Source organism: Leeuwenhoekiella aestuarii (assembly GCF_004104055.1).
GTDB lineage: Bacteria > Bacteroidota > Bacteroidia > Flavobacteriales > Flavobacteriaceae > Leeuwenhoekiella > Leeuwenhoekiella aestuarii.
In genome coordinates, this window is sequence record NZ_QOVJ01000004.1 from 14370 (window position 1) to 39466 (window position 25097).

Sequence of the window (25097 nt, forward strand, 5' to 3'; positions counted from 1 at the left end):
AAGCCCTTAGACTCAAATAGAAAGCATATTCTAGTTTAATTTATTCTGAAATTTTAGAGAAATTCATCACAATTGTAAAGGGTTTTCCGTCAACCTGAACAGTTTGAGTAAATGTCAACTCATTATCAGATAAATAATTGATATTTAAACGGAAACCTGCATTGTTCATAGTAGATTTCATCTTCTCATCTGTTGGTTTCAAAAGAATATCGTAAGATGTTGCACCCTCTTGATCAGGAATACTCCACACAAAATAACGCTTTCCTAATGTACAGCTACCATCGGTGATCTCATAATTACCAAAGTTGTTATTTGGTATAAATCTCCAGGTACTACCCACAAGACATTCTGAAGATGCATCTCCAAAAAGAGTTACATCATAAACACCAGGAGCATTATTATAATTGATATTGTCTAAATTCCAGTATCCCTTAAGAGTTTTTCTAGATTCTTTAACCACTTTACTGGTACCGCAAGAAACTAAAAACACACTTAATAAAAGTACGCTTAGTATACGCTTCATAATTGATTTTGATTAAGTTATTATCTAAATAATCTTGAAAGAAGGCTGATTAAAAATAATACTATAAAGATGAAGAAAAGAATTTTTGCAATACTCTCTGCACCTGATGCAATTCCACCAAATCCAAAGATTGCTGCGATAATTGCAATAACGATAAATATAACAGTCCACTTTAACATAATTCTAAATTTTATTGGTTAGTAATGCTTCAAAACTACTCAGAATGTAGAATTGATTTTTTAGAATTAATAGTGTTTAACTCGTCGCTGTTAAATACAGTTAACGAAAAACCTTACCAAAGCCGTTTTCAATAAAATTTTAACATTAATAAGCCATCAGCTTAGCTAGTATCTCTTCTAATTTATTCTTAGCTAAATAATTTATTTCAAGGTTCTGAGCAAAGGGAATGGGTGTATCTAAACTAGAGAGTCTTTTTACTGGAGCATCTAAATATTCAAAGCATTCCTCTGCGATATATGCTGAAATATCTGCCATAACATTACCAAAATTTGAATCTTCAGTTAGCAACAAAACCTTTCCTGTTTTGATTACGGAAGCTTTTATACACTCGTAGTCTAAAGGACATAAGGTGCGTAAATCTAAAAGGTCAATATCCCAATCTGGATTATATTTTAAAAGATCTAGACACCAATGTACCGGTGCGCCATAAGTAATAACTGAAGCTTTACTTCCACTCTTTAATAGTGCAGCTTTACCTAATGGCATTGTATAATAGGAATCTGGAACTTCTTCATAAATGGTTCTATACAACGCTTTATGTTCAAAGAACAAAACAGGATTAGGATCCTCAATGGATGCAGCTAATAATCCTTTTGCATCTGAAGGAAAAGCAGGATAAACTACTTTTAATCCAGAAGTATGCGTAAACCAAGCTTCATTTGTCTGACTGTGAAAGGGTCCTGCTCCTACTCCGGCTCCACACGGCATTCTGATCACAACATCAGCTTTTTGCCCCCAGCGGTAATGCGATTTAGCAAGGTAGTTTACAATAGGATTAAAACCGCTACTTACGAAATCTGCAAATTGCATTTCTACAATAGCTTTATATCCATTAATTGAAAGTCCCATCGCAGCCTCAATTATTGCAGACTCACAAATGGGTGTATTGCGAATGCGATCTTTACCATATTTATCTATAAAACCCTGAGTAATTTTAAACACCCCGCCATATTCAGCAACGTCTTGTCCCATCAAAATTAGATTTTGATGACGTTCAAAACTCAAATCCAGCGCGCTTGAAATAGCATCTATAAAGCGAATACTTGTTTTTGAAGTATTTTCAATATGTGTAGATTCTAAATCAAAAGGAGCAAAAACATCATCAAGTTCGCATTTTAAATTTCCAACTATTTCAGGCTCTTCAGAAGTGATTTTATAAGCCTGATCAATTTCAGCATTTATATTTTGAATCATTGTATTTTGAGTCTCTTCATTCAAAACTCCTTCCTCAAATAAATAAGTTTTATAATTCTCTACAGGATCTAATGCGGACCAGTGGTTCATTAAATCTTCAGGCACATATTTAGTTCCGCTGGCTTCTTCGTGCCCTCTCATTCTGAAAGTTTTAAACTCAACCAAAACCGGACGAGGGTTCTCGCGCATAGAAGCTGCCAAGCTTTTTATTTCTGAAAAAACCTCTAGAATATTATTACCGTTAATCATGTGACTTACTATACCATAACCAACTCCGCGATCTGCTAAATTCTGACAGCGATATTGTTCTGAAGTAGGTGTCGAAAGTCCGTAGCCATTATTCTCAATGCAAAACAAAACAGGCAAATCCCAAACCGAAGCTACGTTTAAAGCTTCGTGAAAATCTCCTTCGCTCGTACCACCTTCCCCTGTAAAAACAGCAGTTACCTTCTTTTCTGAGCGCAACTTATGAGCCAGTGCAATTCCATCTGCAACACCTAATTGAGGCCCCAGATGTGAAATCATACCTACAATCTTATAATCTTGTGTTCCAAAATGAAAACTGCGATCTCTACCCTTAGTAAAGCCATTAGCTTTACCTTGCCACTGACTAAACAATCTAGCTAGCGGAACTTCCCTTGAAGTAAAAACCCCAAGATTACGATGCATTGGCAAAATATATTCATCCTTCTTTAAAGCCTCAGTTACTCCAACCGCTATGGCTTCTTGACCTATACCGCTAAACCATTTCGAGATTTTTCCTTGACGCAGCAAAATGAGCATTTTCTCTTCAATTAACCTTGGCTTTAAAAGCGACTCGTAAAGGCTTAAAAGCTGCTTGCTATCTAAATCTCTACGGTTAAAATTGAGTCTTGAAATGATATAAGAATGGTTTGACATAACTTAAATTAGATAGACTAAATTTAATTAAATTGATCTACCTGATTATGAAGTATTCCATTTTCCGTATTATTTTAAGTACTCTTTAAAATAAGAAGCGGGTTAAATTTGATATATTTGATTACTTGTATAAAATTGAACCCTTAATTGTTATGAATACAATTCCCTGTGTAAATCTTTCAGATTTTTTAAGTGAAGACCCGGCACAAAAGCAAAAGTTTGTTGATGAAATAGGCAAAGCCTACGAAGAAATAGGTTTTGTATCGCTAAAAAATCATTTTCTGGATGATGCTCTAGTTGACAATTTATATACAGAAGTAAAAGCTTTTTTTGACCTTACTGAAGATGTTAAACAAGGTTATGAGATAGAAGGCCTGGGCGGTCAGCGCGGTTATATTTCATTTGGAAAAGAACACGCAAAAGGAAAAAAAGAAGGGGACTTAAAAGAGTTTTGGCATTTTGGCCAAGAACCTGATGCTAATGCAAACTTAATTGAAGAGTATCCTGAAAATGTTCAGGTTAAAGAGCTGAAGGATTTCAACTCAACAGGTATGGAAGCTTATAAAATGCTCGAAAAGACCGGTATTTATGTTTTAAGAGCCTTGTCTTTATATTTAGGCCTTGACGAATTTTACTTTGACAAATGGGCCAGAAACGGGAATAGTATTCTACGTCCTATTCATTACCCGCCAATTACTGAAGAGCCTAAAGGCGCAGTGCGTGCGGGTGCTCACGGCGACATCAATCTGATTACGCTTCTTATGGGTGCTTCAGCCGGAGGCTTACAAGTTTTACGTAACGACGGTGAGTGGATTGATGCTATACCCAATGAAGACGAACTCGTAATAAACGTTGGCGATATGTTAGAGCGCCACACCAATAATAAACTAAGATCAACCATTCATCGTGTTGTGAATCCTCCTAAAGAACAGTGGGATACTCCTCGATATTCTATTCCTTTCTTTATGCATCCGCGCAGCGAGATGCCTCTCAATTGTCTGGAAGAATGTGTTGATGCTGATCATCCAAAAGCCTATCCTGATATTACTGCAGGAGATTTTTTACACCAACGACTTGTTGAAATAGGCTTGATCAAAAAATAATATAATGGACTTACAAGACCAGTTAAAGAACCTTTTTCCAGACCATGAACCTGAGCCTTCAGACAATACAGAAGATCCTAACGATCTTGGTATTTGGATGCAAGAAGATCCTCTTATCTGTAAGTATGAAAAACGCAAAGGAAAACCAATCACAATTATTGAAGGGTATACTGGCGCAGATTCAGACTTTAAAATTCTGTCTAAAGAACTCAAAAAAATGTTGGGCGTAGGAGGAAGTTTTAAAAAAGAAAAAATAATTATTCAAGGAGATTACCGAGATAAAATAATGTCTTTTTTAAAAGATAAAGGCTTTAAAGTAAAGCGGGTAGGAGGATAACTAAAACTCAAAATTATGGGGAGTAATATGTTGCACATTACAAATGGTGATAGCCTTACCAAGCGATTAGATTCTTTAGAACTAGATGGTGACCTTGTCATTTGGCGCGAAATGCTTTGTGAGGGTCCCACGCTAAAAGAGGTGGGTTCTCAAGCATTTATAGATGCACGTAAAACGTTCTTGAAAGACACTTATAATATTCCCGCAGCTGATTATGAAAACAAATTTGTTTCTGAGCTTAAGAAGCTTTCAGAGATAAATATGTATGACGAAGTTATACTTTGGTTTGAATTTGACTTATTTTGTCATATCAATATGCTTGCTGCAATAAGCTACCTGATACAGCACAAAAACACAATGCCTATTTATATTGTTTGCAGCGGCTGGGTAAAAGGTGAAGCGCAGTTAAAAGGCCTTTCTGAACTTACAGATGAGCAACTTTTAACGCATTATGAGAAGAAAATTCAGCTTGCACCAGAAGATCTCAAAATTGCGCATCACATCTGGCAATTGTATTGTGATGAAAAACCGATTGAACTTAAAGCCGAAATCAAAAACAGTTCAAATTTTAAATATCTTTCGAGCTGTATCCGTGCACATATTGAGCGTTTTCCCAATAAAGACACCGGCCTTAACAGCCTGGAAACAAATATTTTAAAGCTTATTGATTTATATGACATAAACTCTGTTAAACAATTGTGTGGTTATGCTTTGAACTATCAGGGTTATTATGGGTACGGTGATTTACAATTTAACCGTATGATCAAAGCGCTTAAACCATTTTTTAGGATGAAAGATGGCCAACTTATTCTCAATACAAAAGGCAAAAATGTGCTTGATGGTTCTGAAAACTACTATGACACGTTAAAAGATAATTCTTCTTACGGCGGCACGCATAAATATTCTTTTTTATACAACCCTGCGAGTCATGAACTTATTAAACACAGCTAAATGACGCTGGCACCCTCTGAACTTATTCTTAATGAAGATGGAAGCATTTACCACCTCCATCTATTGCCAGAACATATTGCTGAAACTATCATTACAGTAGGTGATCCTGACCGGGTTGAGACCGTGACAAAACATTTTGACACTATTGAATTTTCAACTCAAAAAAGAGAATTTAAAACACAAACCGGTTCCTATAAAGGGAAACGTCTTAGCGTAATTTCTACCGGAATCGGCACCGATAATATCGACATCGTTCTCAACGAATTAGATGCTTTGGTTAACATTGATTTTGAAACCCGAAGCATAAAAAAAGATTTGAAAACGCTCAATATAATCAGGTTGGGCACAAGCGGTTCTATTCAGCAAGATATTCCTGTTGACTCTGTCTTAATCAGTAAAAAAGCACTGGGCTTTGACGCATTGCTCCATTTCTACGAAAATGAATCACATAGAGATCGTGCTTTTGAAAACGCGTTTGTAAAGCATGCAAACTGGAGTTTAGAAAAGAGTAAACCCTACTGTATTTTAGCTAATCAGGACTTGTTTAATCATTTTAAGGAAGACAATATTTATTCTGGAATAACTGCTACTAATATAGGTTTTTACGGTCCGCAGGGTAGAAAATTACGCCTCAATACTCAAGATCCGCAAATGAATAAAAGACTGGAAAGCTTTTCATATTCGGGTGAATCTATAACAAATCTCGAGATGGAAACTTCAGGGATTTATGGTTTGAGCCTACTCTTAGGGCATCGTGCACTTTCTATTAATGCTATTCTTGCAAATCGTACAAAAGAAACCTTCAGTAGCCAACCTTCAAAAATTGTTGAAGACATGATTGTGTGGGCGCTAGATCGCATTGCCTTACTCTAATCTTCTTTTAACAAAAGCTTAATTCAGACCGTTAAAGCCTTTCGTATTTTTGGAAAAACCTAAACTATCTATGGAAACAGACTCGGCTGAGAATTTAAAACACAGGGATTTAAACTGGCTTAGCTTTAACGCCCGTGTTTTACAAGAAGCGCAAGATAAAGAGCACAATCCTCTTTATGAGCGTATGAAGTTTTTAGCCATATATTCTTCTAATTTAGATGAGTATTTTCGTGTTCGCGTAAGTCAGCTCAGACAGATGAAACGGGTAGAAAAAAGCATCCGTAAAAAGTTAGCACTTAGACCTAATAAAACTGTCAAAGAGATTCTTGCTATTGTAAAAGAACAGCAAGAAGAGTTCGGTAGAATTTACAATGAAGAGATTATACCAGAACTGGCTGAAAATAATATTGTTTTAGTTCCCTCTGAAAAATATACCAACATTCAGGCGCAATTGGCTAATATTTGGTTTATCGCTCATATTAAAAATGATCTTGAAACAATAATTATTGATCCTTCCAAAGACAAAGAAATTTTCCTTGAAAATCAGGTGCTGTATTTCTGTGTCACATTCACAAATTCTAAGAAATTAGGTTTTGTAAAAATACCTACAGATACTAACGAACGCTTTGTGGATCTTGGTAAAGTAAAGGAAACGCATAATATCACTTTTCTAGACGATATTATTCGGTATGAAATCAATAATATTTTCAATTCTGAAACCATAGAAGGAGTTTATGAGATCAAACTATCTCGTGATGCTGAGTTATATATTGATGATGAGCTAGATGGAATTCTCGCAGAACGTATATACAAATCTTTAGAACAACGCCAGGAAGGGCAACCTACCCGTCTGCTTTACGATGCTTCTATGCCAAAACCTGCTGCAAAGCGTTTGCGAAAATTACTGAATCTGGGAAAAATAGATATGATGCCCGGAGGAAGATATCATAATTTTAATGACTTTTTTAAATTTCCTGATCCTACTGAAAATGCAGCATTGCATTATGATAAAAAGCCTTTTATCAAACATCGGGAACTTGAAAAATCAACAAACTTTTTTAAAACTATTCAGAAGAAAGATCAGTTGGTGCACTTTCCTTTTATGTCTTTCAATTATGTTGAGCAATTTGTTGAGCAAGCAGCAGATGACGCTGCAGTAACTCACATAAAAATTTCTTTATACCGCGTCGCAGATGAGTCTGTTTTGACTACATCACTTTTAAAAGCGATAGAAAATGGAAAGCAAGTCACCATTTTCATTGAAGCTAAAGCTCGTTTTGACGAAGAAAATAATATCAGCTGGGGTCGAAAATTTGAAAAGAAAGGTGCGTGTGTTATTTACAGTTATCCTCGTATAAAAGTGCACTCAAAAATTTTGATGGTCATACGTGAAGAAGAAGAAAAATCACGACGCTACGCTTATATAGGCACAGGAAATTTTAATGGCGAAACCTCTAAAATATATTGCGATCACGGATTATTTACCGCTCATAAAAAGATCACAAAAGAACTTGAACGTGTATTTAAAGTTTTAGAAGGTGAACTCATTATACCGCGAAATAAACATTTATTGATCTCCCCATTCACAACCAGAAGAACTTTTGAGAAACTCATTCATAATGAAATCGAAGCTGCTCAAGCTGGTAAAAAAGCGCAGATCATTGCCAAAATGAACAGTCTTGAAGATCCAGACATGATTCAGTTGTTGTACAAAGCCAGTCAGGCAGGTGTTAAAATTCGTATGATTGTTCGTGGTTTTACAAGTTTAATTCCCGGTGTAAAAGGTCTCAGTGAGAATATTTATATGACTTCAATAGTAGATAGGTATCTCGAGCATGGTCGTATCTATTTATTTTATAATAATGGTGATGAGCAAATGTATATGGGCTCTGCAGACTGGATGACTCGTAATTTAGATCGGCGTATTGAGGTACTTACACCTATTTATGATCAAGATCTATTTTCTGAATTAGAGGATATTTTAGAAATACAATTATCAGACAATACCAAAGCACGCATACTAGATGAGGCTGAAACCAATGCATATATCTCAAGAGAACAAAATGAAAAAGCTATTCGCTCACAGTATGCTATTTATGACTATTTAAAATCTAAAAATTAACGTATGACCACATTAAGAATAGGCGGAGTGCCAGAACATTTTAATCTACCTATACATTTGTGTATGGAAGAAGGTCTTTTTGCTGAAGCTGATATTCACGTAGAATGGGTAGACTTTCCCGGTGGTACAGGTGCTATGAATGCTGCCTTACGTAACGATGAAATTGATCTTGCAGTAATCTTAACGGAGGGGATCATTAAAGATATCGACAACGGTAACCCCTCTAGTATAGTACAAAACTACGTTTCAAGTCCGTTAATTTGGGGAGTTCACGTTGCTCAAAAAAGTGATTTTAAAACTATTGAAGATTTAGAAAACACAAGACCTGCTATTAGCCGCTATGGCTCAGGAAGTCACACAATGGCTTATATACAAGCTGAACAATTAGGTTGGGATACTTCTACTATAGAATGTATCGTAGTAAATAATATAAATACCGCAGTTGAAGCACTCACGGCTGGAGAAGCAGATTATTTTATGTGGGAACATTTTACAACCAAGCCGTTAGTCGATAAAAAAATCTTTAAACGTGTAAGTGATTTCCCCACACCGTGGTCAAGTTTTGTTATCGCAGCAACCGACAAATACAAGGCGAATAACGCTACAACTATTAATAAATTTCTCGAAGTATTAAATAGAAAAACAAAAGACTTTAAGCTTCTTAAAGGCATTGAACACTTACTTTCTGAGAGATATGACCAAAAGTTAGAAGACATTAAAAAGTGGTTATCATTAACTACCTGGTCACAAGAACAATTACCTCAGGAAGAAATTAATCTGGTCAAAAAATACCTTTCTAAACTCAAATCTATCGATAAAGAGTAATATGCTAATTTTTCTTTAACTCACATTTAATGAAAGTTTTACAATTAATTTAGCACTAATTGCAAAAAAAAAGTTCAATTTTACACCCGAATTAATTAAGCAATCAAATTTATTGAACAATGGTTACATTTTTTAGTATTTTGGGCGTCTTGTTACTCATTAATTTTTTGTTATTTAAATTTAGTGTTGCAGGTGGACCCGTGATTGAGAAATCACAAAAGCATGTAACCCCTAAACAATCAACCTTGACTCGACAAATGGCTTTTAATAAAGCTTCTTAAGTCGACCTCAAATCAAACCTAACAAAAAGCGATTCTACCCCTAAAGTAGAATCGCTTTTTATTACCATTCAATTTTTACATTGCCTGAGTTTTCTAAATAGCTATTTGCTGTACTAAAATGCCTATTTCCAAACCAGTACCCTCTATTTGCACTTAAAGGAGAAGGATGCCCACTGGTTAAAATGAGATGCTTAGAAGCATCTATTTTTTTTATTTTCTTCTTAGCATAACCACCCCAAAGCATAAAGACAACTCCTTCTCGCTTTTCAGAAATCAACTCTATAACACGATCTGTAAAAGTCTCCCAACCTTTGCCTTGATGTGAACCCGCTTGATGTGCTCTTACAGTCAAAGTTGCATTAAGCAATAAAACACCTTGCTTTGACCAATGCTCTAAGTTACCAGAATCTGGATCAGGCTTCTTTAGGTCTGCTTCTATTTCTTTAAAAATATTAATCAAAGAAGGTGGCACAGCCATTCCTTCAGGTACCGAAAAGCATAAACCGTGAGCCTGCCCTGAGCCGTGATATGGGTCCTGTCCTAAGATCACCACTTTTACATCATTAAAAGAGCAAAGATCAAAGGCTTTGAAAATATCTTTTCCTTTGGGGTAACAGGTAAAAGTAGCATACTCTTTCTTTACAAATTCTATTAGTGATTTGAAGTAAGGTTTCTCAAATTCTTCGGCTAATACAGCTTTCCAGCTGGGGTCTATGTCAACGTTCATGAATGTCTTAAATTTGCTTTCCTGTTCAAAAATGGAAAACTATTATAGAGATCAAAATAGTATTTTGTATACTATTATTTTAATTTCTCATCTAAAATTTTACAAATCAATTTTAAACTAAAGAACCTTAGTTTCAGCCTTAAAATAGGCAACCTAATATGATAAAAATTCATCCAAAAACATTATCAGATCTAGAATTTCATACCGTTTGTGCACAGCTTAGTGAATTGTGCATTACAGATATGGGAAAGGTAAAAGCTTTAAAATTGGCTCCTAAGCGCAGTTATAAAAAAACGCTTTTTGCTCTCGACCAAACTCAGGAATATATCAATTCTGATACCCACGAGACACCTATACCTAATCACGGCTTCGATGCACTTGATCATGAACTCAAAATGTTAGGGATTGAAGACACGGTTCTTGAAGTGGGAAGTTTTAGAAAAATAGGTAGTCTGTCTGAAACGGTTAATAGCCATTTACGCTATTTCAGAAAATTTCAGGAAGTGTATCCGGTACTTTATCAAACAGTAAGAGAAACTGAGTATACTACTATTCTTACTGATGAGATTAATACTATTGTTGATAAATACGGTGAGATAAAAGATGATGCTTCTCCCCTTTTACTACAAACGCGAAGAGCTATCAATCAGGTTAAGGGAAAGATCAACAGCAGTTTTGCATCTGCCTTATCAAACTATTCTTCTTATGGCTATTTAGACGAAATCAGAGAGTCTATTGTAGATAATGTGCGTGTTCTTGCTGTTTCGGCCATGCACCGCCGCAAGGTAAAAGGTTCAATTTTAGGAAATTCAAAAACCGGAAGTATTGTTTACATTCAGCCGGAAGCTACACAGTCTCATCAACGCGAGCTCAATAATCTTCAATACGATGAACAGGAAGAAATAAAGCGTATTTTAAAAGCTTTGACTGATTTTGTGCGTCCTTTTACTCCTCTGCTTAAAGATTATCAAAAACTTTTGAGCACCATAGATGTTATTTCGGCGAAAGCCAAATATGCAAAAAAATTAAATGCTGTCTTACCAAAAATAACTCAGGATCGAGAGTTAGAAATCAAGGAAGCCTATCACCCGCTGCTGTTGCTCAACAACAGAAAACGCGGTGAAAAAACTTTTCCGCAAGACATCACGCTAGATGAACAAAATAGAATCATCGTGATTAGTGGCCCCAATGCAGGAGGTAAGAGTATTACCCTAAAAACGGTAGGTTTATTACAGGTAATGCTTCAAAGTGGTCTTCTTATTCCCGTTCATGAATATTCGAGATTTTGTTTTTTCGAAAAAATACTCACGGACATCGGAGACAATCAAAGCATTGAAAATCATCTAAGCACCTACAGCTACCGCCTGAAGAATATGAATTATTTTCTGCGGAAATGCGACGATAAAACACTGTTCTTGATTGATGAATTTGGCACAGGTAGTGATCCTGAATTGGGAGGAGCTCTTGCCGAAACTTTTCTTGAAGTCTTTTACGAGCGTAACAGTTATGGTATCATCACTACACATTACGCCAATCTAAAAATGATGGCCAATGAGACCGAAGCAATAACCAATGCCAATATGCTTTTTGACTCCCGAACACTTGAGCCGCTATATAAACTTTATGTAGGTGAAGCTGGAAGCTCGTTTACCTTTGAGGTTGCTCAGAAAAATGGTATTCCTTATTCGCTTATCAACCGTTCTAAGAAAAAAGTAGAACGCGGTAAAATTCGATTTGACAAGAGTATTGCTGATCTTCAAAAAGAACGTAGTAAATTAGCTAAAACAACTACTTCGCTAAAATCTAAAGAGCAAGAAGCACTTAAGCAAAAACAAGAGCTTAATAAAACCAATGCACGCATTCAAGAAAAGTTAGAAAGCTACCAGGAACTCTACGACAGCAATCAGCGTTTAATTTATCTGGGGCAAAAACTAGATGATCTGAGTGATAAGTTTTTTACGAATAAGAATAAAAAACTACTACTTGACGAATTATACAAAGTGGTACAAATTGAAAATTCTAAACGTGCAAAACTCAATGCCAAACAGAAACGTGCACAAAAAGCTAAAGAAAGAAAAGTAAAGCAAGAGGCCGAAAAGAAAGTTGAAGTCATTAGAGAAAAGAAGAAAGTAGAAAAGCAGAAAGAAATTCAAATTGAAAAAGAAAAACCTAAAGTAACTCTAAAAATTGGTGACCGCGTGCGCTTACCAGATGGCAGAGCGGTGGGAACCATCGATAAAATTGAAAAAGGAAAAGCTACTGTTGATTATGGAATGTTTACCACTAATGTGGATGTAGATACTTTAGAACTCGTACAGCGCAAAAAATAATGGAAACCAAAATCATTCTTTTTGACGGAGTCTGTAACTTATGTAATGGTGCTATAAATTTTATCATCAAACACGATCCATCAGCGCAATTTAAATTTGCCTCGTTGCAAGGAGAAACTGGTCAGCGTTTGCTTAAAAATCACCAAATCAATTCCGCAGAAACAGACTCTATTGTTCTTATTGACGGTGATAGGGTTTCGGTTAAATCTTCAGCAGCCCTGCGCATTGCGAAGTATTTAAACAAGGGCTATCCGTTGCTTTTTGGGTTTATGATTGTCCCGAAATTCATTAGAAATGCAGTTTATGATTACATAGCTCGTAACCGATACCAATGGTTTGGCAAAAAAGAAAGCTGTATGATTCCCACTCCAGAGCTTAAGTCCAGATTTTTAGATTAATAACCTACCTCGGAGTATTGACCTCATTGGCGGCGTCAATAAATTACTATCATTCGCAAAAAAGCAGCTTTAAACTAATCTTTTCGTTTATTTTTAAGGAAAATAACTACTTATGCGAATTCTAGTTCTTCTTCTATTCTGCCTGTTTCTAAGCAATCCAAATTCGATAGCTTCAGAAAAACCTCTTCCTCAAAATTCAAAGATTGAAAAGGTAACGATCTATCTTCAAGGGGCTACCATCGAGCGTTCTTCATCTGTAACTGTCAAATCAGGAGTTAACGAATTGATTTTTGACAATCTTTCGCCTGATATTTTAGAGAATAGTATTCAGCTACGAGGGCTTGATGATGCCAGTATTCTTTCCCTAGCATTTGACCTGAATTACTTAGATAAAAAGACGGTTTCTGCGGAATATGAAAAACTCAAATCAGATTTAGACCAACTGCTCTACGAAAAAAATTCAATACAAAATACCATTGAAGGCTATGAGCGTGAGCTCAAACTACTTACTGAAAATCAACGCATAAACAGTGATAATACAGACCTTTCTTTAGAAAAAGTAAAGCAAATAAGTGCCTATTACCGTCAGCGCAGTACCGAAATTCAAAACATCATTTACAAACAAAAGCGGGAGATTCAAGAATTAGATCGCAAAATCAACGATTACCGGCAGCAAATGAATAATCTTGATGATTCCCGAAAAGAAATGCGCGGCGAAATCACTGTAAAACTTCAGAGCGACCGTGCTACAAGCCTCAACCTGGAGCTCTCTTATATCATTCAAAATGCAGGATGGTTTCCGCTTTACGATATTCGTGCAGAAAATACTTCTAGTCCTATTGAACTCAACTACAAAGCAAATGTGTATCAACAAAGCGGTATAGACTGGGACAATGTGAAGTTGGTTCTCTCTACCGGAGACCCCAACACCAATAATTTTAAGCCAGACTTACAACCTAAATATCTCAATTTTGTAACTGGTTATTACAGAAAAACCAGTGCTGTAAACCGAACAAATTACAAATACAATCCTACTATTAGAAGTGTTTCCGGTATTGTAACAGATGACTCTGGCGCACCATTACCCGGTGCGAATATTACACAAGCCGGCTCCTCAAATGGCACAACGACAGATTTTGATGGTAAATACCGACTTTCGATAAATAGCAATAGTGGTAGTGCGTTACACTATTCTTATGTAGGTTTTAATACAGAATCTATACCGATCCACGGTTCTATGATGAATGTTCAACTAGAGCAAAACAACGAATCACTAGACGAAGTTGTAGTGGTAGGTTATGGGACACAAGATAAAAGATCTGTAGTGGGTGCTTTAGCAGGAAAAGTTGCTGGAATTACTATTAATTCAGAATCTTACAACGAGAATGTTGAAGCCAAAGAAGAAAGTCTTACCAATACCCGTTTTGAGATTAAAAAACGCTATACGATTGTTTCAAATGCAGACATCACTACCATTGAGATAGACAAGTTTGACTTACCCGCAAGCTACCAGCATTATGCTGCACCGGAGCTTAACGAAAATGTATTTCTCACCGCTACGGTTACAGACTGGGAGCGTTATGATTTACTACAAGGCGAAGCCAATATTTATTTTGAAGGAAGTTATGCTGGTAAGACGGCTATTAGTCCGTTGGCAACTACAGACAGCTTAGAAATTTCTTTAGGCATAGACCCTAACATTATTGTAAAACGCGAAAAGAAGGACAATTTTAAAAGCAAATCGTTCTTAGGTGGAACTCGTGTAGTGGCTAAAGCTTATGAAATTTCAATTCGAAATACTAAAAGCTCAGCGGTTAATTTGGTTTTAGAAGATCGTATTCCGGTTTCACAGAATAAGGATATTAAGGTTTCTGATCAGGAAACAGCAGATGCTGCCTATGATGAAAAAACCGGTATCCTAAAATGGAAACTAGAACTGGCTCCAAAAGCTTCGGTTACTAAAAATTTCTCGTACGAAGTGCGTTATCCTAAAGGTCAAAATATTAATCTATAATTCATTTTTTGAAACCAAAACTTATTCTTTTTGATGTCAACGAAACCCTGCTCAACTTAAAACCATTAGCAAGGCGTATAAATATTTTATTGAGTAATGAACAAGCCTTTGAGATTTGGTTCAGCAAGTTGCTTCATTATTCTTTAGTTGAAACCGTAAGTGGCAATCACGAAGATTTTAGCAACATTGCTAAAGCTACTTTTGAAATGACAGCTGCTAAATTCAAAAAAGTAATTCCTGAAGATGAAATCATTGCTGTTCTGGCTCTCATCAGCAAACTACCTCAACATCCAGATAGCACAGGAGCATTAAAAAGATTGAAAAACAAAGGTTTTCAATTAGTTGCCTTAACTAATGGAAATCTTGATGTTGCTAAAGAGCAATTGGCTTTTGCTGAATTGGATCATTTTTTTGATCGAATTTTTAGCGTAAATGAAGCGAGTGCTTTTAAACCAAGTTCAAAACCTTACGAATTTGTTTTAAATGAAATGAAAACTCAGGCTGCAGAAAGTTTACTCGTCGCGGCTCACGGCTGGGACATTACCGGCGCACAACGAGCCGGACTACAAACCGCATTCATCGCCCGTGAAGGAAAATTCAAATATCCACTTGCAGAAAAACCCACTTACGATTGTAGAGATTTAAATGTGTTAGTTGAACGTTTGACCTGAGTTGATTTCATCAATGGTTTCATTTTCAATTGACCATGTAAAATCTGTATATTTATTTCCAGCTCCGGTTAACTGCATTGATTTACCTAAAGCTGTTGAAGGATCTTGATCAATTGGTAATAGTGTAGCAGTCATACCTGAGGCAGGTCCTTCAGTAGCAGTGACACTACCCTCATAACTCAAGAATTGAATTACATTACCGGTGGGGTCTACTAATGCAATTGCTTCATTGCTATTTTGTAAGCCGGGGAAATCTATGTTCTTAACTCCTAAACCCGCATTTATCTCTACGATTACTCCCGAAATTGATTCGCTAGAAATAATAGTTCCACCAGAACCGTTGTAATGAACAAGGCTATATGCGCTTAAATCAACACCCGCCGAACCAGCGATCTCAACACGTTCATCTACGTCACCAGCTACATTATCATAGTGAATTTCATTGATCCAAATATCAATATCGTTGTCTACCACAGTTAAATTGAAAACAGAATTCACCCCAATTGTAGGTGCGCCAGAGCCTCCGTTGGTATTAGTAATTGTGAACTGTATTTGTTCGTTGCCTTCAGTGATTGCGTCATCCGTAAGGTTAAATACACGTGTAGCATTATAAATAAATGTATTTGCCGGTATCATAATAATCTGAGCAGTACTTTCGTCTAAATCATCATAAGATGATGCTGCAACGGTTACCGTCAATCCATTAGTAGCTGATGGATTCGTGATATTAAACTCCAAATCAATACTTCCAATACTTTCGCTTTGCGAATTTTCAGTAAGGGTGTAGGCTACTTCTGTAGGTTGTATTGAATTTTGTAGCAGATATATATTTTCCCAAAAAACACCATTCCAGACCTGAAGTCCAAAGATGGTTGCGTCAGGATCATTAACAAAAACCATCAGGCCCGTGTCATCTACCGTGGCTCCAATTAAATCTCGCTGAGCTACCGTCACACGAGGAGGCATTAGTCCTTTAAAGTTTCCGTCTGATGACTCGCTGCTAATCTCTAGCATAGAAGCAGCACTTGGATTTGTAGTTCCTATACCCACCTGAGCAGATACGTGAAAAATTCCGATAAAAAAGAAAAGTAAAAATTGCTTCATACTTACACATTTAAGTTTATAAATGGTAAGTCAAGTAATTGTGTAGGGCCAACTATAATAGATTGGGTCTTTCGAAATTAATAATTATTTCGAAAAAACAAAACACTAAACCCTAATAATCAACTATTTGAATTATTTTTCATCGATATCGAATGCAGCATCGGGCTCTTTATTGGGATTGTAATTGAATAATCCTTCCCCTTTTGCAATAACTGAAGACACCGTTGCATCACCTGTTACATTTACAACTGTGCGACACATATCTAAAATACGATCTACCGGAAAAATAATACCTATCCAGGCGGGGTTCAAACCTACCGATTCTAAAACAATAATCAACATTACGAGACCAGCGCTAGGTACAGCAGCAGAGCCAATGGATGCTAAAGTAGCAGTTAAGACAATAGTCAATTGCTGCCCTATAGTAAGATCTATCATATGCAATTGAGCCAAGAAAACCACGGCTACGGCTTGATACAGACACGTACCATCCATATTAACAGTAGCACCTATGGGCAGCACAAAACTGGTTACCTTTTTATCAACGCCCAGGTTATCCTCTACACATTCCATTGTAACTGGAAGTGTAGCCGCACTACTTGAAGTAGAAAACGCTAAAGTTTGTGCAGGCCCCATCGCCTTAAAGAACCCGAAATAAGATACTTTACGTACAAAAATTTTAAAAATAAGTGGATAAATACCGAATATCATTAGCCCCAAACCACCAACAACTGTAAGAGAATACCAACTTAAGCCTTTAAATATTTCTACAACTTTACCAATATCATTACCCGCCATTTGACTCACAACACCAGCTAAAAGTGCAAAAACAAAAAATGGTGCAGCCTGCATGGTGAGGTCAACCATCTTTAGAAAAACTTCCATTATTCCATCTACAGCACGCGTAACAGGAGCTGACTTTTTAGGGTCTATAAATAACATACTTATCCCGAAAAATAACCCAAAGAATATCACTTGCAGCATTAAGCCGTTATCTGCTAAAGAACTGAAAAAATTATCCGGTACAATATCTACTAAAGGTTGAAGCGGACCTGCCTCTTTAGCTGCATCAGCAGTTTCCATTTTATCATTTACGGAAGCATCTTTGAGTTCGCTTCTCGATAAATCTGAAATCTCTCGGGCACGATCCATAAACTTAGGATCCTGAAGGTAGTTCACTCCATCTTTAATCACATAACCTTCATCTGCCGCCCAAATCTCATAACTGATACGATTATCTATTCGACTTTGCTCATCTACAAGCTTACCGGGACCTATTAAGTTTACTAGAAGTAAACCTACCCCGACCGCTAAAACTGTAGTAACCAGATAAGCTAAAAGCGTTTTACCACCCATTCTCCCCAGACTTGCAGGGTCTCCTAAATTTGCCACGCCACTTATAATAGAAAACAACACTAGCGGAACTGCAATAAGTTTTAAGAGATTGATGAAAATCTTACCAAATGGAGCAATCCAGTCTATCGTAAACTGACTCCATCCTAACTGACTGGAAATTAAAGCCCAAATTATACCTAAAACCAGACCTATAATTATTTTCCAGTGCAATGCTATTTTCTTCATAAAAAGGGTTTTCTTTTTGATTATCGAGATTTTGATGTTTAATAATTGCTAAGTAAGCAAAAATGTACATTTTAATACCATTACGGTTTACTCGAAGATTTTCTATGACGTGAAAGATAAACAAATTCCTTATTTAGATTAAGCTTAAGACGGCTTTTGATACAGAATTGTTAGTAAAACGTAAAATTTGTAGAAAAATAACTAAGTTCTAAAGTAAGCCAACTCGAGGTATAAACCCTTTGTCGGTGCCAATAAAAAAAGCTTCCGGATTTCTCCGGAAGCTTTTAAAATCAATCTAATATCTTAATTATATTTTAGAACCTTTGTTTATTAAAAGAAAATCTGCAAGAACTAAAGCAGCCATTGCTTCAACAATAGGAACCGCTCTGGGAACCACACAAGGATCGTGACGCCCTTTACCTTGCATTTCAGTTTCATTACCGTCTCTATCTATTGTAGGTTGATTTTGCATTATGGTAGCAACCGGTTTAAAAGCTACACGGAAATAAATATCCATTCCATTACTGATACCTCCTTGTATACCACCGCTCAAATTAGTCTTCGTGCTACCGTCTTTATTGAAAAGATCGTTATGCTCACTTCCTAACATAGAAGCTCCGTGGAAACCGCTTCCGTATTCAAAACCTTTTACAGCGTTAATAGATAGCATTGCTTTTCCTAACTCTGCATGTAGTTTATCAAAAACGGGTTCACCTAAACCTACCGGTACATTTTGTATGACACACATCACGGTACCACCAATAGTATCTCCTGCTTTACGAATCTCTTTAATCTTATCGATCATTTTTTCGGCGAAAGCTTCATCCGGGCAGCGCACGATGTTCGATTCAATTTTATCAAAATCAAGTTCCTGATAGGGTGTGGTCATACGTATATCCCCTACTTGATCTACAAACGCATTGATTTTCACATCTCTTAAAACCTGCTTTGCTATTGCTCCTGCGGCCACACGGCTCGCTGTTTCTCTAGCAGAAGAACGACCACCGCCACGGTAATCACGCATACCATATTTTTGATCATAAGTATAATCTGCGTGCGATGGGCGATAGGTATCTTTGATATGACTGTAATCGTGAGACTTCTGATTGGTATTCACAATATTGAAGCCAATAGGAGTTCCTGTAGTTTTCCCTTCAAAAATCCCGGAAAAGAAATTTACAGAATCTGGTTCTTTACGTTGGGTAACAATTTTAGACTGGCCGGGTTTGCGACGTTCCATATCGCGGTAAACCAAATCCAAATCGATAGCAACACCCGCAGGGCATCCATCTATAATTCCACCTATAGCTTCACCGTGAGATTCGCCAAAAGTGGTTAGCGTAAATAATTTTCCAAAAGTATTACCTGCCATAACAAAAGTTTGAGCGGCGAAATTAAAATGTTTTAGGCTAAAAGCCTTGTCATTACGCAGCTAATTCATTGTAAAAAAAGCCGAAATACCTAAATAATTTAATAATGAGGTAAAACTAGGATAACAGACATGGTTGTAATTTGTTAAAAATCATATTCTTTGAAACGAAAAGTAGAACTTGTTATCCTTTCTGATGTGCATTTAGGTACATACGGCGCTCACGCAAAAGAACTGGTTAATTACCTGCAAAGCATCAAACCTAAAACTCTGGTGCTCAACGGTGATATTATAGACATCTGGCAGTTTAGAAAACGGTATTTCCCAAAATCACATCTTCAGGTTATTAAAAAACTCATCTCACTCGCCGCTAAAGGGACTAAGGTGTATTACATCACCGGTAATCATGACGAAAAACTGCGTAAGTTCAGTCCGGTTGAACTGGGGAATATTTCTGTGATTGATAAACTGGTATTAAATCTAGACGGAAAAAAAGCATGGATTTTTCACGGAGATGTTTTTGATGCTTCTATCCAACATACTAAATGGATTGCCAAGTTAGGCGGCTGGGGTTACGACTTTCTCATTGTACTTAACAGTCTTATAAACTGGTGTTTGGTAAGCTTAGGAAGACCAAAATATTCACTCTCTAAAAAGATCAAAAACAGCGTAAAAAAAGCAGTGAGGTTTGTCTCCAATTTTGAAGAAACTGCTGCTGAACTCGCAATCGAAAACAAGTTTGACTATGTGATTTGTGGCCACATTCATCAACCGCAAATGCGAAAAGTAGAAAATGGAAACGGGAGTTGCTTATACCTCAACAGCGGAGACTGGATTGAAAACTTAACCGCTCTTGAATACCACAACAAAATCTGGTCTCTAATGGAATATGAAAAGCAAAATCTACCTATTTCAAAAGATGACGAATCTGTAAACACAGAAATAGATCCAGTAGCCCTAATGGCTTCGATTAAGATGTTTAACTAAAAAATCCCAAATCTAAAGGACTTGGGATTCAGGAGTATGATTTAAAAATTAAATTATTCTTTAAATAAAATTGTTTCAGTAACGCAGTTTTCTAGAGGCCCACAAGGCTTATATTTTAAAGTAAGTTTAGACCTGTTCTCTGTGAGACTATAGCCCATAGTATTAGAATAAAAAACATCTAACTCTTCAAGCTCAGAACTATCTTCAACATAGTAATCAGAATCGCTTGGTAGTACAAATTCCTTTTCTGTAATAATAATTATACTATCCTGTTTAAAAGAATAACTCCCTTCCCTTTTATAACCATAACCTATAAGGGCATTTGATTCTTGATTTTTATAAGTTGTTACAGCTTCAAAACCCCCACTCAAACTAAAGGTATATGTTACTTTCCAGGTTTCATTTTCCACCTCAGTTTCAGAGGTCATAGACCAGTCGCCTTGTAAATCAGAATTTTCTAACTGTATAACGGTATCATCATCATTAGCACAAGAACTAACAAATAAAAGAATCGCTGCAATAAATAATAGTTTTTTCATTTTTTCGGATTAAGTGTCCTTTTAGAAGATACAATTGCCTAAAAATGGTTGCGTACAAATAAGCAAAATCTAATCTAATATCTTCAGCTTCGCAAAACGCAACAATAACTTCTTGATTCCACCGGTTTGAAAGTGTATTTCTGCTTTTTGATCCTGCCCTACTCCTTCTATACCCAACACTTCGCCATGACCAAAACGACTGTGCTCAACGCGCATACCTTTAGAAAGATTTCCGTTGAGATCATCTGTTTGTGGCTGTGAATTACTTTGAGGACGTAGCTTACGCAGTTTCCGTAATTGGTCTTCGGTAGGTTTCCCCACAGTTGGAGCGCTTCCGCTTACTGGTTTTTTGAGACGTAGTTTACTTTTATCCGGTTCTCCAAAAATATCGGTATCAATCATCGGCTTGTAGCGATAATTATCCATTGGTGTCTGGATGTCCAGATATTGCTCATCTATTTCTTCAATAAAACGACTGGGCTCTGCATCAATGAGTTTTCCCCAGCGGTAACGCGATTCGGTATAGGTAAGATATGCTTGTTTTTCGGCACGGGTAAGAGCTACATAAAACAGGCGGCGCTCTTCTTCCAGTTCGCTACGGGTATTCATACTCATTCCACTCGGGAACAAATCCTCTTCAAGTCCCACGATATAAACATACGGGAACTCCAACCCTTTAGCCAAGTGAATCGTCATGAGTGAAACCCGATCAACATCATCAATGTCTTTATCCATATCAGTCGCTAACGCAACATCTTCTAAAAATTCTGATAAGCTACCGGTAGCGTCTGCTATTTCCTTTTGACCTTCAACAAAGTCACGCATACCGTTGAGTAATTCTTCAATATTTTCAATACGTGCAATTCCTTCCGGCGTACCATCTTTTTTCAATTCCTGAAGTAATCCTGTTTTGCGTGCTACCGTTTCAGCAACGGTAAAGGCATCGGCGTTTTCGCTTAAAATTTTAAAACTGTGAATCATATTCACAAAATTGTAAAGCTTATTTTTTGTGCTCGAATTGATTTTAATATCTAAATGCTGAATATTTTCCATCACTTCAAAAATGGAGCGATCGTATTGCTTTGCAGCGATGACGAGACGGTCTAAAGTTGTAGCCCCAATACCTCTTGCAGGATAATTAATCACACGCTTTAAAGCTTCCTCATCATTGGGATTAACCAAAATACGCAGATAAGCCAAAACATCTTTAATCTCTTTCCGCTGATAGAATGAAAGTCCACCAAAGATCCTATACGGGATTTCCCGTTTTCTAAGTGCATCTTCCATGGCACGGGATTGCGCATTTGTTCGATATAAAATAGCAAAATCACTGTGTTGTAACTGGTTATTCATCTTTGTTTCAAAGATGTTACTCGCAACATAGCGCCCTTCTTCCCCATCGGTAAGCGAGCGATGCACAATGATTTTAGGTCCGTCGTCATTAGCCGTCCAGACCACTTTATCCAGTTTGGTTTTATTGTGCTCAATAACCGAGTTTGCGGCCTCTACGATGTTTTTGGTTGAGCGGTAATTTTGCTCCAGACGATACACTTTTACATCATCATAATCCCGCTGATAATTCAAAATATTATTAATATTCGCCCCGCGGAATGCATAAATACTCTGGGAGTCATCCCCTACCACACAAATGTTTTGATACCGATCTGCAAGTGCTTTTACAATCAGGTATTGCGAATGGTTGGTATCCTGATACTCATCAACAAGAATGTATTGAAAACGTTTTTGGTATTTAGCGAGCACTTCAGGAAAACGCGCCAGCAATTCATTAGTACGCAACAATAAATCATCAAAATCCATTGCTCCCGCTTTAAAACAGCGGTCTACATATTCCTTATAAATCTCACCAATACGAGGCTTTTTTGCCATAGCATCAGCTTCCATCAATTCCGGATTTTGAAAATAAGCTTTGACGGTGATCAAACTGTTCTTAAAGGAAGAGATACGGCTATGAACCTGCTTATACTTATAAATATCTTTATCAAGCCCCATCTCTTTGATTATTGCGGAAATAAGTCGCTGAGAATCCTGAGAATCATAAATCGTGAAATTGGGTGGAAAGCCCAGGTGGTGTCCTTCAATACGTAAGATCTTAGCAAAAACCGAGTGAAAAGTTCCCATCCACAGGTTTTTTGCTTCACTATTACCCACAATGCTACCAATACGCGTTTTCATCTCGCGTGCTGCTTTGTTAGTAAATGTGAGTGATAAAATATTAAACGCGTCTACTCCCTGTTGCATCAGGTAAGCAATACGCATGGTTAGTACTCTGGTTTTCCCAGAGCCTGCACCGGCAATCACCATCATTGCTCCGTCCTTTTGCAAAACCGGCGCACGCTGTGCTTCATTTAATCCTTCTAAAAGTGCCTCCAAAACAATTGATTTTTTTACTGAAACTAAACTTGATGAGCTAAAATAGCACCTCTATTTAGTAAGAGGGCGAAAATTAAGGAAACTTAATTTTTTATTAGAACACTATGGTATTTAGTTATCAAGAAATTTATACTATAGTAAACTACCTCGGCAAGTCTGCGAAGTACTTATTACAAACAAATTTTCAATTTCACGGCAAGCCTTGGGGTATTAAACCCTTTGGGGGTGCTTATGCATTTCAATTAAAAAATTAAGACACTCACACGCAACCTTTTATACAAAAAGCATCTACATTATAAATCAATCAAAAAACGAACAGCCTTATGAAAAAATTCTACACTTTTCTCATTCCCTTATTTTTTGCGCTCTTTTTATCCTGTAGCGAAGACGGCTCGCTAACCGAAGGAGAAGGATTAATAGATGGTGCTTTTTCATCTGAATCTGATGGTTCTGGTGATACAGGAGGGTCAGGTAATGGAGGTTCTGACAATGCCGGAATCATCACCGCAGGAGAATGGAATGATTTATCAAACTGGAATTTCTGGCAAAATTTACTCAATCAGGAAGTTGCAGATAAACTTACTACAAACTGGGAGTTCAATACTGCAAACCGCTATTCTTTTGAATTAAAAGATGAAAATAGCTTACCTGTGGTAGATGCTATTTTGACGATAAAAAAAGGCGCACAAGTAATATGGTCTGCAAAAACAGATAATTTAGGGACTGCAGAACTTTGGATTGATCTCAAGAGCAAAAACCAGAAAACTATAGATATCTCTGACTATAGTTTTTATCTGGGTAATCAAAAATTAAGCGGTGTAAAACCTTTTTCTGAAGGAATAAACACAATTAAACTAAACAGTTCTGCACCAGTATACAGCAATGTTGACCTCGCTTTTATCGTTGATGCGACAGGCTCTATGGGTGATGAGATGAATTTTCTAAAGGATGATCTTAAACAAGTTATTCAGAAGGTTAAAGTCGCAAATACTAATCTTCAGATTTCTACAGGAACTGTTTTCTATAGAGATATTGATGACGAATATCTGGTTAAAAAATCTGATTTTACCTTAAATCTAGAGAACACCCTTACTTATATTAATGCACAGTCCGCAGATGGCGGCGGAGATTTCCCCGAGGCTGTACATACTGCTCTTAAGACCGGTATAGATGAATTACAATGGGCTACAACTGCAAAAACACGCATTGCATTTTTGTTGTTAGATGCTCCACCCCACGAAGAAGCGCAAATAATTGACGACCTGCATACATCAATTAAAAAAGCGGCTCAAAATGGAATTAAGATCATTCCCATAGTTGCCAGCGGAATTAATAAAGAAACTGAATTTTTAATGCGAAACTTCAGCATAGCAACAAACGGAACTTATGTTTTCATAACTAATGATAGCGGTGTAGGTAATGATCACCTCGAGCCTACCGTAGGTGACTATGACGTTGAAATCCTTCAAGAATTAATGATACGTCTCATCACAAAATATACGAGCTGATATCTCTCATAATACTTTTTTGAAAAAGAAGAATAAAAAAGCGTGTCTCAAGATAACTAGAGGCACGCTTTTGTTTTGTCTAATTTTCACTAAAATTGATTCTGAATATCAATTTTACAGCGTTACAAA

Annotated in this window: 21 protein-coding genes; 12 read left to right on the forward strand and 9 right to left on the reverse strand. The window is 36.8% G+C overall.

The window, feature by feature from the left end; genetic code table 11:
• Positions 1-40 precede the first annotated feature (40 nt).
• The 3 genes from DSM03_RS11755 to DSM03_RS11765 form a co-directional block, all read right to left on the reverse strand.
• Positions 41-523 (reverse strand): lipocalin family protein, encoded by a 483-nt coding sequence (locus tag DSM03_RS11755; protein ID WP_128762168.1) that lies wholly within the window; start codon positions 521-523, stop codon positions 41-43.
• 20 nt (positions 524-543) lie between these two features.
• Entirely contained in the window at positions 544-702 is a 159-nt protein-coding gene (locus DSM03_RS11760) for a DUF1328 family protein (protein WP_073099802.1), read from the reverse strand.
• Between the two features lie 145 nt (positions 703-847).
• Complete coding sequence (locus DSM03_RS11765) at positions 848-2857, reverse strand: alpha-ketoacid dehydrogenase subunit alpha/beta (protein ID WP_201740434.1); 2010 nt, start codon at positions 2855-2857, stop codon at positions 848-850.
• 152 nt (positions 2858-3009) lie between these two features.
• On the opposite strand from DSM03_RS11765, the gene DSM03_RS11770 reads away from it, so the two are divergent.
• The 6 genes from DSM03_RS11770 to DSM03_RS11795 all read left to right on the forward strand — a co-directional run bounded on the left by DSM03_RS11770 (position 3010) and on the right by DSM03_RS11795 (position 9068).
• A complete protein-coding gene (locus DSM03_RS11770; protein ID WP_128762167.1) occupies positions 3010-3960 on the forward strand; it encodes an isopenicillin N synthase family dioxygenase in 951 nt (316 codons plus the stop codon).
• Positions 3961-3964: 4 nt separating this feature from the next.
• Positions 3965-4297: a translation initiation factor gene (locus DSM03_RS11775; protein WP_128762166.1), complete on the forward strand. Its 333-nt coding sequence runs from the start codon at positions 3965-3967 to the stop codon at positions 4295-4297.
• Between the two features lie 15 nt (positions 4298-4312).
• Positions 4313-5248 (forward strand): DUF1835 domain-containing protein, encoded by a 936-nt coding sequence (locus tag DSM03_RS11780; RefSeq protein WP_128762165.1) that lies wholly within the window; start codon positions 4313-4315, stop codon positions 5246-5248.
• Entirely contained in the window at positions 5249-6121 is an 873-nt protein-coding gene (locus tag DSM03_RS11785) for a nucleoside phosphorylase (protein ID WP_128762164.1), read from the forward strand. It begins immediately after the preceding gene.
• A gap of 70 nt (positions 6122-6191) precedes the next feature.
• Positions 6192-8243: a polyphosphate kinase 1 gene (gene ppk1, locus DSM03_RS11790; RefSeq protein ID WP_128762163.1), complete on the forward strand. Its 2052-nt coding sequence runs from the start codon at positions 6192-6194 to the stop codon at positions 8241-8243.
• 3 nt (positions 8244-8246) lie between these two features.
• Complete coding sequence (locus DSM03_RS11795; protein WP_128762162.1) at positions 8247-9068, forward strand: substrate-binding domain-containing protein; 822 nt, start codon at positions 8247-8249, stop codon at positions 9066-9068.
• Between the two features lie 342 nt (positions 9069-9410).
• Here DSM03_RS11795 and ung read toward each other — a convergent pair whose 3' ends face one another.
• Positions 9411-10076, reverse strand: coding sequence for a uracil-DNA glycosylase (ung, locus tag DSM03_RS11800; RefSeq protein WP_128762161.1), 666 nt, complete (start codon positions 10074-10076; stop codon positions 9411-9413).
• A gap of 158 nt (positions 10077-10234) precedes the next feature.
• Here ung and DSM03_RS11805 point away from each other — a divergent pair, with 158 nt between their 5' ends.
• The 4 genes from DSM03_RS11805 (at position 10235) to DSM03_RS11820 (ending at position 15489) form a co-directional block, all read left to right on the forward strand.
• Positions 10235-12406 (forward strand): endonuclease MutS2, encoded by a 2172-nt coding sequence (locus DSM03_RS11805; protein ID WP_128762160.1) that lies wholly within the window; start codon positions 10235-10237, stop codon positions 12404-12406.
• Positions 12406-12804: a thiol-disulfide oxidoreductase DCC family protein gene (locus DSM03_RS11810; RefSeq protein WP_128762159.1), complete on the forward strand. Its 399-nt coding sequence runs from the start codon at positions 12406-12408 to the stop codon at positions 12802-12804. The genes DSM03_RS11805 and DSM03_RS11810 overlap by 1 nt, the downstream gene beginning before the upstream one ends.
• 112 nt (positions 12805-12916) lie before the next feature.
• Entirely contained in the window at positions 12917-14818 is a 1902-nt protein-coding gene (locus DSM03_RS11815; protein ID WP_128762158.1) for a mucoidy inhibitor MuiA family protein, read from the forward strand.
• An 8-nt stretch (positions 14819-14826) separates the two neighbouring features.
• Complete coding sequence (locus DSM03_RS11820) at positions 14827-15489, forward strand: haloacid dehalogenase type II (protein WP_128762157.1); 663 nt, start codon at positions 14827-14829, stop codon at positions 15487-15489.
• Here DSM03_RS11820 and DSM03_RS11825 read toward each other — a convergent pair.
• From DSM03_RS11825 to aroC, 3 genes are all read right to left on the reverse strand, one after another.
• A complete protein-coding gene (locus tag DSM03_RS11825) occupies positions 15469-16593 on the reverse strand; it encodes a lamin tail domain-containing protein (protein WP_128762156.1) in 1125 nt (374 codons plus the stop codon). The genes DSM03_RS11820 and DSM03_RS11825 overlap by 21 nt on opposite strands.
• Positions 16594-16725: 132 nt before the next feature.
• On the reverse strand, positions 16726-18174 hold the full coding sequence (locus DSM03_RS11830) for a dicarboxylate/amino acid:cation symporter (RefSeq protein WP_128762155.1): 1449 nt from the start codon (positions 18172-18174) through the stop codon (positions 16726-16728).
• A 307-nt stretch (positions 18175-18481) separates the two neighbouring features.
• Positions 18482-19546 (reverse strand): chorismate synthase, encoded by a 1065-nt coding sequence (gene aroC, locus DSM03_RS11835; protein WP_128762154.1) that lies wholly within the window; start codon positions 19544-19546, stop codon positions 18482-18484.
• Positions 19547-19705: 159 nt separating this feature from the next.
• Here aroC and DSM03_RS11840 point away from each other — a divergent pair, with 159 nt between their 5' ends.
• Positions 19706-20530 carry a UDP-2,3-diacylglucosamine diphosphatase gene (locus DSM03_RS11840; RefSeq protein ID WP_128762153.1) on the forward strand — a complete coding sequence of 275 codons (825 nt, stop codon included), beginning with the start codon at positions 19706-19708 and terminating at the stop codon, positions 20528-20530.
• A gap of 53 nt (positions 20531-20583) precedes the next feature.
• Here the strand turns inward: DSM03_RS11840 and DSM03_RS11845 are convergent, their stop codons facing one another.
• Together DSM03_RS11845 and DSM03_RS11850 are read right to left on the reverse strand one after the other, a co-directional pair.
• Positions 20584-21069 (reverse strand): hypothetical protein, encoded by a 486-nt coding sequence (locus DSM03_RS11845; protein ID WP_128762152.1) that lies wholly within the window; start codon positions 21067-21069, stop codon positions 20584-20586.
• A 69-nt stretch (positions 21070-21138) separates the two neighbouring features.
• Positions 21139-23460, reverse strand: a complete 2322-nt coding sequence (locus tag DSM03_RS11850; RefSeq protein WP_128762151.1) for an ATP-dependent helicase — start codon at positions 23458-23460, stop codon at positions 21139-21141.
• A 323-nt stretch (positions 23461-23783) separates the two neighbouring features.
• Here DSM03_RS11850 and DSM03_RS11855 point away from each other — a divergent pair, with 323 nt between their 5' ends.
• Positions 23784-24968 (forward strand): vWA domain-containing protein, encoded by a 1185-nt coding sequence (locus tag DSM03_RS11855; RefSeq protein WP_128762150.1) that lies wholly within the window; start codon positions 23784-23786, stop codon positions 24966-24968.
• The last annotated feature ends 129 nt before the right edge of the window (positions 24969-25097 follow it).